Annotated in this window: 11 protein-coding genes; 9 read left to right on the top strand and 2 right to left on the bottom strand. The window is 55.4% G+C overall.

The annotated features are described in order from the left end of the window. Both IAD09_08215 and efp read right to left on the bottom strand, forming a co-directional pair. The coding region (locus tag IAD09_08215) for a hypothetical protein (GenBank protein ID HIT82203.1) at positions 1-2,477 on the bottom strand (2,477 nt) is incomplete at its 3' end. Between the two features lie 160 nt (positions 2,478-2,637). After that, positions 2,638-3,201, bottom strand: coding sequence for an elongation factor P (efp, locus tag IAD09_08210; GenBank protein ID HIT82202.1), 564 nt, complete (start codon positions 3,199-3,201; stop codon positions 2,638-2,640). Between the two features lie 172 nt (positions 3,202-3,373). Here efp and rpmH point away from each other — a divergent pair, with 172 nt between their 5' ends. The 9 genes from rpmH (at position 3,374) to IAD09_08165 (ending at position 12,278) form a co-directional block, all read left to right on the top strand. After that, the gene (gene rpmH, locus IAD09_08205) at positions 3,374-3,526 is read left to right on the top strand and encodes a 50S ribosomal protein L34 (protein HIT82201.1); all 153 of its coding nucleotides are present in this window, start codon (positions 3,374-3,376) and stop codon (positions 3,524-3,526) included. Positions 3,527-3,630: 104 nt separating this feature from the next. Next, complete coding sequence (xseA, locus tag IAD09_08200) at positions 3,631-4,869, top strand: exodeoxyribonuclease VII large subunit (GenBank protein ID HIT82200.1); 1,239 nt, start codon at positions 3,631-3,633, stop codon at positions 4,867-4,869. 10 nt (positions 4,870-4,879) lie between these two features. Next, entirely contained in the window at positions 4,880-5,089 is a 210-nt protein-coding gene (gene xseB / locus IAD09_08195) for an exodeoxyribonuclease VII small subunit (GenBank protein ID HIT82199.1), read from the top strand. Between the two features lie 49 nt (positions 5,090-5,138). Further along, positions 5,139-6,677, top strand: a complete 1,539-nt coding sequence (locus IAD09_08190) for a glutamate--tRNA ligase (protein ID HIT82198.1) — start codon at positions 5,139-5,141, stop codon at positions 6,675-6,677. A 19-nt stretch (positions 6,678-6,696) separates the two neighbouring features. Then, a complete protein-coding gene (locus IAD09_08185; protein ID HIT82197.1) occupies positions 6,697-7,947 on the top strand; it encodes a 3-deoxy-D-manno-octulosonic acid transferase in 1,251 nt (416 codons plus the stop codon). Next, complete coding sequence (locus IAD09_08180; protein ID HIT82196.1) at positions 7,937-8,719, top strand: Cof-type HAD-IIB family hydrolase; 783 nt, start codon at positions 7,937-7,939, stop codon at positions 8,717-8,719. The genes IAD09_08185 and IAD09_08180 overlap by 11 nt, the downstream gene beginning before the upstream one ends. 249 nt (positions 8,720-8,968) lie before the next feature. Continuing rightward, positions 8,969-9,976, top strand: a complete 1,008-nt coding sequence (gene pta / locus IAD09_08175; protein ID HIT82195.1) for a phosphate acetyltransferase — start codon at positions 8,969-8,971, stop codon at positions 9,974-9,976. Positions 9,977-10,000: 24 nt separating this feature from the next. Further along, positions 10,001-11,200, top strand: a complete 1,200-nt coding sequence (locus tag IAD09_08170; protein ID HIT82194.1) for an acetate kinase — start codon at positions 10,001-10,003, stop codon at positions 11,198-11,200. Between the two features lie 109 nt (positions 11,201-11,309). After that, the gene (locus tag IAD09_08165) at positions 11,310-12,278 is read left to right on the top strand and encodes an alpha/beta hydrolase (protein HIT82193.1); all 969 of its coding nucleotides are present in this window, start codon (positions 11,310-11,312) and stop codon (positions 12,276-12,278) included. Positions 12,279-12,310: the final 32 nt, after the last annotated feature.

Below are 12,310 nucleotides of genomic sequence, written 5' to 3'. Positions count from 1 at the left end.
GGGGTGAGGGTCTCGGCCTCGATGCGCGGGCGCGTTGCATGGCTGTTGTTGTAGAAGTCGACATAGGCGCGACCGAGAGAGTCGGTCTCCAACGCCGGATTCCAATAGAGCGTGCGACGGTAGTCTGCCTCGTCGGGCAAGTGTCCTTTGCTGTAATCGACCTCAAAAAATTGTCTTGCAACGGAATAGCCCTGCAAACTTGTGCGACGATAACCTTTCTTTTCACGTTGCTGTTCAGTCGGCGATTTTATATGCAGCACCACATAAACGAAACGTGAAAAATCAAGCATCTCTCCTTCCCAATATTTAAGGGCTTCAATGGGTATATAGTTTTCCAATATCTCCATACTGTCTATGTCATTGATACTGCTATACGGTCGCCCCATGGGGCGTGGCATAAAACTTACCGCCTTTCCTTTATACCACAACGTACCATTTGATGAAAAACGGAACAAGGGATTCACACGCACCAAAAATTCTTGAATATCATCGGGCATATCCCTATACTCACCACAATCAATGAGTTTATCGTTTTCCCGACTCACATCGTAGACAATTTGCGGGAATCCATAGTATTCCCGTTTTGCCTTAACAACAACCTCGGACAACTGATGAACTTTTATCGAATCCGACAGCTGCTCATCGAAATGCTCATCAGAAGTATCTATATCCGTATCTGCATCTATTATCTCTTCATATATTATACCTGTTTGCGATGGAGCCAATGTTATCTCCTCATGATAGTATGTACGACCTTGTGGAGAAAACGTTCTATCAAGTTCCACCAAATAAGAACGATTTTTCATGCGACCTTTGGAATCGGCACTACGCGTACGCAACACCAAATCGACCCACCCTGTCATATCGTCTTTACACAAAAATGCAAATCGTCCTGCTGAGTCGGTCAACATCGTATTATGACTGGTTCCGTATTCTGAATAAATCCATACCGAGACCTCACTATTGGGTATAGGTTCACTACCTGTAATCTTGTAATCAAGCACTTGTCCCTGAACCATGATGCCCTCTTCGACCCGGTGGGCGGGCTCGAAGGGTTCCACGCCGGCCTGCTGACGCCACTCGTAACGCCGCCAGCCCTGTACCAGCAGCAACAGGTCGAGCGCCGCCCGGTGTTCGGCGTCGTCGGCCTCGAAGTAGTATCCGATGTCTTCGATGTATCCCTTTACGTCGGACTCCAACAGCAGGTTGGTCGACAGCGTGCCGGCGTAGTGCGTGGGTATCTCGGTGCCGACATCGCGCACCGATACCGACAGGGTCGTCGACACCGGGACGCCCTCCGCGTCGGTGACATGCAGCGGCAGCGAGATTTTTTCGTAGGGACGATAGCTGCTTTTCTGTCCGTCGACGGTGATGTGCAGCTGTTGGTCTTCTCTCTGGTGGTAGGCCAACCGCTCGCCCAGGACTTCGCCTGCGGGGGTGAAGAGCGTGATTTGCTGCACGCCGGCGGGAAAGTCGGCCTTGCTCAGATGCAGCTCGGCTTCTTCCCGTCCGCGCAGGTCGGCGACTTCGAAGGCGTGGGCGATGCCCCGGCAGCTGACGGTGAGACCTACCCACCCGCCTTCGATGTCTCGGCTTCGCCTTATCTTGATGTGCAGGCTGTCCCGGTCGCTGTTGTCGACCCCGAGCGTGTAGCCGGCGGCCTTGGCCTCGGGCAGGGTGTAGCGGTAGGTCTTGCCGTTGTAGCTGATTTCGGCACGGCAGGGTTTGTTGCCGGGGGTGAGGGTAAAGCTTCCCATGCCCTGGTGACGGGTTTCCAGTGTCGCGACGGGGCGCTCGTCGGAGTCGTACACGGTGCCGCTCACCGCCACGCTGCAACCTTCGTCGTCGACGGCCTTGAAGGCTACCCGGCCGGGCAATCCTTCGACCATCTCCCCGCCTTCGGGGTAGAAGCTCAGGTTCACATCATTTCGTTTTTCCGACGTCTTTCGATATTCGGGATAACGACGGCTTTTAGGAATACGGATCATTCTCATTTGGTAATCGCCTTCATTCTCGGGTTTATTAAAAATCGGAAACACCCGACTGAAATAGGTCTCTTCCCAATTCAGCATCACCCGCGTGTAGGCCCGCACTTCATAAAAACCGGGAGACAACTGAGCCGGAGACAATTCAAATCCATTATGACACCGCCCCTCCTCTATCTTCAACTTCTTTGTCTCGACGATGCGCCCTTCGGGGGTGAGCAACTCGACATAGAGCACCTTACTCATCTCGGTGGGTCGCAACTGCGGCGCGGTGACCACATAGGCGGCAAACCACATGGTCTCGCCCAAGTAGTAGCCCGTGTTGTCGAAATGCAGGTAGACCTTCTCCTGCGGATTGTACTTCCCGAACCGGTTGTACGCCTTCACCCAATCGGCCATCGCCAATATGCTGCTGTCGACCTGGGCCGACAATAAGAGAGGGAATGCAAAAAACAGGGAAAGAAACGTATGGATTAAGAAACGATGTTTCATGGCTTTGAGGTTTTTACAAATATAAACTTTTTTCCTCAAACGCCATCGGCCCAATAATATTTAGAAAAAGGAGAAAATAAAAAGTGCGGCACAGCTTTGAGCTGTGCCGCACTCACCATACTCGGAAGGAGAACCTCCCGAAAAAATCATATCAAAAAAATTATTTGGCTCTTTCGATGTATTCGCCGCTGCGGGTATCGACACGGATTTTGTCGCCGGTGTTGATAAAGAGAGGAACACGCACGGTAGCACCCGTCTCGACCGTAGCCGGTTTCAGCGTGTTGGTGGCGGTATCGCCCTTGATGCCGGGCTCGGTATAGGTCACTTCGAGTTCCACTTTCACGGGAAGCTCGGCATAAAGAATGGTTTCGGTCGAAGCGTCGGAAACCACCTCCACGACCATTTCTTCTTTGAGGAAGTCGACACCCGTAATCAGGTCATGTGCGATGGGGTGTTGCTCGAAGGTTTCCTGATTCATAAAGATATAATCATCACCTTCCTTGTACAAGAACTGATAGGGACGACGCTCTACGCGCACGTCTTCGAGTTTTTCGCCGATGTTAAAACGACGTTCAAGCACATACCCGTTGACCACATCTTTCAATTTCGTACGCATGAAAGTGTTTCCTTTTCCGGGTTTTACATGCAAAAATTCGATACAGAAATAGAGCTTTCCGTCCATACGGATACACGTTCCGTTTTTAATGTCTTGTGCGTTAATCATAACAATATAGGGTTGAATTAAAATTTTTTCTGCCTGCAAAAGTAAGAGAAATCGGCAAAATCTCAAAAAGAATTGTGCAAAAATGAATTATCTCTTGGTTTATTCAAAAAAAGTCTCTATTTTTGCACTCCGAATTTTTTCCGCAAATAAATAACGATAAAATATAACGGCAATGAAAAGAACATTTCAACCCTCGAACAGAAAGAAGAAAAACAAACACGGCTTCCGTTCAAGAATGGCTACCGCCAACGGTCGTCGCGTATTGGCTGCCCGTCGTGCCAAAGGAAGAAAGAGACTGACCGTATCGGACGACTTCAACGGATAACAGCCCCCTTCAACAGCATAAAAGGAAGACCGCTCGCGTGGCCTTCCTTTTTATGTTTTTATCCATCGGCACCCCCACCGGAAATCGCACTACCCCCTCCTACGATGACAACCCGCAAAGAACTCTCGCTTTATGAACTCAACACCCTTGTGCGCAACACGTTGCAAGGCGCACTGCCCGACCGTTACTGGATATGTGCCGAGGTGAGTGAGGCGAGAGAGAACTACTCGGGCCACTGCTACCTCGAACTGGTGGACAAAGACGCCACGACCGGAGAGATGCGGGCCAAAGCCCGCGCCGTCATTTGGGCAACGGTGTACCGCATGCTGAAAGCCTACTTCGCCGCCGAAACGGGCACAAACATCGCACCGGGCATCAAACTGCTGGTGGAGGTGAGCATCGACCTGCACGAAGTCTACGGCTACACCCTCACCATTCACGACATCGACCCCCGATATACCTTGGGCGACATGGCCCGCCAACGCCAGGAGATTCTGCGCCGGCTCACCCAAGAGGGCATCATCGACATGAACAAGGAGCTCACCTGGCCGCTGCTCCCCCGTCGCATCGCCATCATCTCCTCGCCCACGGCCGCCGGATACGGCGACTTCATCGACCAGTTGCACCGCAACGCCTACGGATACCGCTTCTACACCACCCTCTTTGCAGCAGCCATGCAAGGAGCACACGCCGGGCAATCGATTATCGAGGCGCTCGAACGCATCTACCGCCACGAGGAGCACTTCGACGGCGTCGTCATCATACGCGGCGGCGGCGCCACCTCGGATCTGAACTGCTTCGACAGCTACGAGCTGGCACAAAACGTGGCCCAGTTTCCGCTGCCCATACTGGTAGGCATCGGGCACGACCGCGACGAGACGGTCATCGACAGCATCGCCAACGTGCGGGTAAAAACCCCGACAGCCGCCGCCGAATGGCTCATCGGCCGGGCCGCCGAGGCTCATCGGCGAGCCTGCGACCTGCAAGCCGCCATCTCGACCGCCATCAAAGAACGGCTGCACAACGAGAGCTACCGGGTACAAGCCCTCGGCCGGCAGCTCCCCACCCTCATCGACCGCCGCATCGTCATCGAGAAGAACCTCCTCTCGGGACTCCTGCCCCGGCTGCGACAAAACATCGACCGCCGCATGGCCGACGAACGACAACGCCTCGCCCTGCGAGAAGAGACCGTGAGACTGTCGTCGCCCCAGCATATCCTGAACCGCGGCTACTCGCTCACCCTGAAAGAGGGGAAATGCGTCCGCTCGTCCCAGGAGCTGAAACCGGGCGACCACATCACCACTTTTTTCGGCGAAGGGTGCAGCGAATCGCAAATTTTATAATCTTATAAATATGGAGAAAACCGAAAAACCGTCTTATGCCGCCGCCATGGAAGAACTCGAAGCCATCGTGGCCCGCATACAAGACGACACCTGCGAAATCGAAACCATCAAAGAGTTGACGACCCGCGCCCTGACCTTGCTGAAATACTGCAAGGAGACCCTTTTCGAGACCGACGAGGAGCTCAAAAAACTGCTCGGCGAGCTCGATGAAGAAAAATAAACCCCGAAACTTTTTCACTTCCCAAGAACATAAAACTTCCCAATCAACGATGGAAACGACAGAAAGAAAAGTCCGTGTACGTTTTGCACCGAGTCCCACGGGCGCTCTGCATATCGGCGGTGTGCGCACTGCCCTCTACAACTACCTCTTTGCCAAGCAACATGGCGGCGACATGATACTCCGCATCGAAGACACCGACTCACAACGCTTCGTGCCGGGCGCCGAAGCCTATATCATCGAGGCCCTCGAATGGCTGGGCATCAAGTTCGACGAAGGCGTGGGCTACGGCGGCAACTTCGCCCCTTACCGCCAGTCGGAGCGCAAGGAAATCTATCGCAAGTATGTCGACCAACTCCTGGCTGCCGGCAAAGCCTACATCGCTTTCGACACCCCCGCCGAGCTCGACGCCAAACGCCAGGAAATACCCAATTTCCAATACGACGCATCGACCCGCAACGGCATGCGCAATTCCCTCACGATGAGCGCCGATGAGGTCGAAAAGCTGATAGCATCGGGACACCCCTACGTCGTGCGCATAAAAATAGAACCGGGCGAAGAGGTTGTCGTCGACGACCTCATTCGCGGCAAAGTCACCATCAACTCGTCGATACTCGACGACAAGGTGCTTTACAAGTCGGCCGACAACCTGCCCACCTACCACCTGGCCAACATCGTCGACGACCATCTCATGGAGGTGAGCCATGTAATCCGCGGCGAAGAGTGGTTGCCCTCGGCACCGCTCCATGTGCTGCTCTACCGGGCATTCGGCTGGGAAGAGTCCATGCCCCGCTTTGCCCACCTCCCGCTGCTGCTCAAACCCGAAGGCAACGGCAAACTGAGCAAACGCGACGGCGACCGCCTCGGATTCCCCGTCTTCCCGCTCGAATGGCACGACCCCAAAACCGGCGAAGTATCGTCGGGCTACCGTGAAGCCGGCTATCTGCCCGAAGCCGTCATCAACTTCCTCGCCCTGCTGGGCTGGAACCCCGGCAACGACGAAGAGATATTCTCGATGGACGAGCTGATAAAACTCTTCTCGCTCGAACGGTGCAGCAAAAGCGGAGCCCGATTCGACTACGAAAAAGGCAAATGGTTCAACCACAAATACCTGCAAAAGAAGAGCGACGAGGAGCTGGCCGAGCTCTTTGCCCCGACCTTGGCCGAGCACCACGTCGAAGAACCCGACCCGGCACGGCTGGCCCGCATCATCGGCTTGGTAAAAGAGCGCGTCAGCTTTGTCAAGGAGTTGTGGGAACAAATCTCATTCTTCTATGTAGCCCCCGAGACCTACGACCCCAAAGCCATCAAGAAACGCTGGAAACCGGAGACGCCGGCCATCATGCAGGAGCTCATCGCCCTGCTCGAAGGGCTCGACGACTTCGAGTCGAAAGCCACCGAAGAGGTGGTCATACCCTGGATTGAGAAAAACGGCTACCACATGGGCAACGTAATGAACGCCTTCCGCCTGGCCGTCGTGGGCGAATGCCGCGGCCCGCACATGTTCGACATCACCGAGCTCATCGGCAAAGAAGAGACGCTGCGCCGCCTGCGCGTCGCCCTCGAACGAATCACACCGGCCAACGACTAAATACCGAACCCGCCGAAGCATGAAAAAAGCGCTTTACAACTTAGGCATACGCTCCTACCGGCTGTTGGTGAAAATAGCCGCGCTGCGCAACCCCAAAGCCCGCAAACTGGCCGAAGGCCAGAAATCCATCTTCCCCTATCTCGAAAAGGAGGTGACGAAAGAGGGGGAATACATCTGGATACACGCCTCGTCGCTGGGAGAGTTCGAGCAAGGACGCCCCCTTATCGAGGAGTTGAAAAAACAATACCCCGACAAGAAAATCGCCCTCACGTTTTTCTCCCCGTCGGGCTATGAGGTGCGGAAAAACTATCCGTTGGCCGACCTGGTATGCTACCTGCCGTTTGACCTGCCGCACAACGTATGCCGCTTTCTCGACCTGCTGAGACCGTCAATAGCCATTTTCATCAAATATGAGTTTTGGGGAAATTACCTGCGCGAACTGCGCCGCCGGCAAATTCCCACCTACATCATCTCGGCCATCTTCCGTCCCGACCAGATATTCTTCCGCCCCTACGGCGAGCTCTTCCGCCGCATGCTGCGCACCTATGCCCACCTCTATGTGCAGAACGAGACGTCGCGCGAGTTGCTGGCCGGCATCGGCATACACAACGTCTCGGTCGTGGGCGACACCCGGTTCGACCGCGTCGTTGACATACGCCGACAAGCCAAAAAGCTGCCCATCGCCGAAGCCTTCTCGGCCGGACGGCAGGTACTCATCGCAGGCAGCTCGTGGCCCAAGGACGAAGATATTTTCATCGACTACTTCAACCGCCACCCCGAACTGCGCCTCATCATCGCACCCCACGAGATACACGAGAGCCACATTACCGAGATACTGGGCAAGCTGAAACGCCCCGCCGTGCGTTACACCCAGACCGACGAAGCCGAAGCCGCCACGGCCGACTGCCTCATCGTCGACTGCTTCGGACTCCTGTCGTCGATATACCAATACGGACAGATGGCCTACATCGGGGGCGGCTTCGGCGTGGGCATACACAACGTACCCGAAGCGGCCGTCTATGGCATACCGGTCGTATTCGGCCCCAACTACCGGAAATTCCAGGAAGCCAAGGACCTCATCGCCGACCAAGGGGCATTCTCCATTTCCACCCCGGACGAGTTTGAGAAACTCATGCAACACTTCGAGAACGGAGAGGAATACCGCCGCCAATGCGGAGAAAACGCCGCTACATACATCTACACCCACACGGGTGCCACAAAGACCATTCTCATGGGCATAGCCCAAGAACTTTCCGTCCATGCAGAGTAAGGCCCTCTTTTTCGACATCGACGGCACGCTCATCAGCTTCCGCACCCACGAAATCGTGCCCTCGGCCTACGACGCCTTGGCCGCCCTGCGGCGGAAAGGGCACAAGGTATTCATCGCCACCGGCCGCCCGCTGCACCTCATCAAGGGAGTGGGCGACGCACAGTTCGACGGGTTCATCACCTTCAACGGGAGCTATTGCCTCACGGCCGACGGCGAAGAAATCTATTGCGACGCCATACCGGCCGACGAACTGGCCGCCCTGTGCCGGCACGAGCGGCAACACGGCCCCTACTCCTTCTCGTTCATGGGGCTCGACCGCGTCACCGTGAACCGCATCGACGACCGCGTGACCCGGGTAGCCAACATGCTCGACCTGCCCGTACCCACGCCGGCCGACATGGAACAGGTCGCCGCCAACGAACGCATCATACAAATCAACCTCTACACCGACGAGGCCGACGAAACCGACGTGATGCAGGCCATACCCCATTGCGTGTCGAACCGTTGGAGCCCCATCTTCGCCGACATCAACATGCGCGGCAACAACAAGCAGCACGGCATCGACCTCATTGCCGCCCACTACGGCATTGCCCTGCGCGACACCGTGGCCTTCGGCGACGGAGGCAACGACATCTCGATGTTGCGCCATGCAGGGACAGGCGTCGCCATGGGAAACGCGAGCGACGCCGTGAAACAGAGCGCCGACTACGTTACCGACGACATCGACAACGACGGCATCGCCAAAGCCCTGAAACACCTGGGTCTGCTCTAACGCACGCCTCATACCCTCCTTCCCTCCCGACCCGCCTCCGACCGGAGAAAAGCCCCAACCCCGAGTGCCGCACGTCCCGCCTTCAAGCATGGAAGGAAGGCGGCAAAGGGCTATTTTGCAGCCGGTTGCAAATTATTTTTACCTTTTTATTGGGATTTTGGACAAAAGTTGTTATTTTTACCCCTACTTTTGCAAGAGCATTTGTCTGGCTTACACTATACATAACACAACAATAAAATCATTTCAGCCATGAGCTTAATTGACGAAATCGTTGCTCGCGCCAAAGCGAACAAACAACGCATCGTTCTTCCCGAAGGTACCGAAGAACGCACTTTGAAGGCCGCCGACAAAATCATTGCCGACGAAGTCGCCCACATTATTCTTCTCGGAAATCCCGCCGAAATCAAAGCGCTTGCCGAGAAAAACGGATTGAAGAACATCGATAAAGCCACCATTATCGACCCCACAAACCACCCGAAAAAAGAGGCTTATGCCAACCTGCTTTTTGAGCTTCGCAAGAAAAAAGGCATGACCGAAGAACAAGCCGCCGGACTGGTGGAGAACCCCCTCTACCTGGCTTGCCTCATGATCAAGAGCGGCGATGCCGACGGCGAGATAGCCGGTGCCCAAAACACCACCGGAAACGTGCTGCGTCCGGCCCTGCAAATCATCAAGACGGCTCCCGGCATCAGCGTCGTATCGGGTGCATTCATCATGTTTATCCCCAACAAGCAATACGGCGAAAACGGCATCATGGTCTTTGCCGACTGCGCCGTAACGCCCAACCCCACGGCCGAACAACTGGCTCAGATTGCCGTATCGACGGGACAAACCGCCCGCATCATCGCCGGCTATGAACCCCGCATCGCCATGCTGAGCTTCTCGACCAAAGGCAGCGCCAAAGACGAAATGGTCGACAAAGTGGTAGAAGCCACCCGCATGGCCAAAGAGCTCGACCCGACACTGCTCATCGACGGCGAACTGCAAGCCGACGCCGCCCTCGTTCCCTCGGTAGGCCAAAGCAAAGCTCCCGGCAGCGAAATCGCCGGTAGAGCCACCGCTCTCGTATTCCCCACCCTCGAAGTGGGCAACATCGCCTACAAACTCGTGCAACGTCTCGCCGGCGCCGAAGCCATCGGCCCGATTCTGCAAGGCATAGCCGCTCCCGTCAACGACCTCTCGCGCGGCTGCTCGGTCGACGATGTCTACAAAATGATTGCCATCGCCTGCAACCAAGCCATCGGTCTGAAAAAGTAATTCATCACACATTCCGTTAAAATCATGAAAGTACTTGTTCTGAACTGCGGTTCATCATCTATCAAATACAAACTGTTCGAGACCGACACCAAAGCCGTACTGGCACAAGGAGGCATCGAGAAAATAGGGTTGAAAGGCTCGTTCTTGAAACTGACCCTCCCCAGCGGCGAGAAAGTGGTACTCGAAAAAGACATTCCCGAGCACACCGTCGGCATCGAATTTATCCTCGACACCTTGGTAAGCAAGGAATACGGTTGCATTGCCTCGTTGCAAGAAATCAACGCCGTAGGCCACCGCGTCGTACACGGCGGTGAGAAGTTCAACCAGTCGGTACTCATCGACAAAGCCGTCAAGGAAAAAATCATCGAATGCATCGACATCGCCCCGCTCCACAACCCGGCCAACCTCAAAGGTATCGATGCCGTTGAAAAGATTCTCCCCAACGTGCCGCAAGTAGCCGTGTTCGACACGGCCTTCCACCAGACCATGCCGCAATATGCCTACATGTATGCCCTGCCTTATGAGCTCTATGAGAAATACGGCATTCGCCGCTACGGTTTCCACGGCACCAGCCACCGCTATGTGTCGCGCCGTGCCTGCGAGTTCCTGAACCTCCCCTATGAGCAACAACGCATCATCACCTGCCACGTCGGCAACGGCGGCTCCATCACGGCCATCAAAGACGGCAAGTCGGTCGACACCTCGATGGGCCTCACCCCGGTCGAAGGTCTCATGATGGGTACCCGCTGCGGTGACGTCGATGCCGGCGCACTCGTATTCATTCAAGAGAAAGAAGGTCTCGACGACAAAGGCATCTCGACCCTCATCAACAAGAAGAGCGGCGTGCTGGGCATCTCGGGCGTATCGTCGGATATGCGCGAAATCGAAAGCGCCATTGCCCAAGGCAACGAGAAAGCCAAACTGGCTCTTACGATGTATGAATACCGCATCGCCAAATACGTCGGCGCTTATGCGGCCGCCCTCAATGGTGTCGATGTCATCGTCTTCACCGGCGGCGTAGGCGAAAACCAAGCCGTTACCCGCGAAGCCGTCTGCAACCAACTCGGATTCATGGGCGTGGAAATCGACAAGGAACTCAACAAGAAATCGCACGGCGTAGAGGTCGAGCTCTCCACCCCGGCTTCGAAAGTGCGTGTCGTTGTCATTCCCACCGACGAAGAGCTGATGATTGCCCTCGACACCCAAAACATCGTCATGAAATAATCGACCCTCACTTATTACACCCTTGTGCCCGACGGGCACAAGGGTGTTTTTTTATCCGACACAATCATCTTTCACCGAGACGACAGTCTCCTTACACTCCTTCATACTCATGAAAACCTCCCTACTCACAACCGCGTTCTGCCTCCTGTGGTTTGCAACAACCACCGCCCAAACCGTCATCATCGACGGGGTACCGCGCGACACCTCGTTCACCCTCGACGGCACCTACAAGAAAGAACGGAAATACCGTCCCTACATCGAACCGGTAAGAACCTCCCTCCCCGAGGGGGTGCGCGCCTACGAAGGGGTGACCTACAAGACCGTGTCGAACCCATGGGGTGAACATGCGCTGAAAATGAACATCTATCGCCCCGACGACGACAAGAAATATCCCGTCCTGCTCATGATTCACGGCGGCGGTTGGAACTCGGGAAGCCCCGAATTGCAAGTCCCCCTGGCGCAGCAAGTCGCCGCCCGGGGGTATGTAACCATTCCCGTCGAATACCGACTGATACCCGAAGCGCTCTATCCCGCCGGGGTCGAAGACCTCGAAGATGCCATCACATGGATTTACAAGAATGCCAAGCGATATGGCATCGACCGCAAGAAGATTGCCGTGTCGGGCTGTTCGGCCGGCGGCCAGCTGGCCATGCTTCTCGGCACACAGAACAAAAGCGGCAAAATAGGAGCCGTCATCAACATGGACGGCATCTCCTCTTTCGTCACCGAGGAGTCGGTGGGGCGCGCCCGCGAAGCCCGCAAAAAGGGGACGACGCTGCCGGTCGACGCCATTTGGCTGGGGGGCACCTACGAAGAGCAACCCGATAACTGGAAAGGCGCCTCGGCCCTCTTCTGGATAGGCCGGCAATCGGCGCCGGTGTGCTTCATCAACAGCTCGATACCACGCTTCCACAATGGCCGCGACGAAGCCATCGAGCAACTGCATGCCCTCGGCATCTACACCGAGGTGCATACCTTCGACGACACGCCACACACCTATTGGTTCTTCCGTCCGTGGTTCGACGACACGGTGTCATACATGGCCGATTTTCTCGACAAGATTTTCAAAGGCAAATAACGGCTCCCGACCGGGAGCGTAAAAAGACGAAG

It is taken from the genome of Candidatus Caccoplasma merdavium (assembly GCA_018715595.1).
Taxonomy (GTDB): Bacteria; Bacteroidota; Bacteroidia; order Bacteroidales; family UBA11471; genus Caccoplasma; species Caccoplasma merdavium.
Note: the sequence above shows the minus strand (reverse complement) of the source record. Positions and strands in the feature narration are given on the sequence as shown.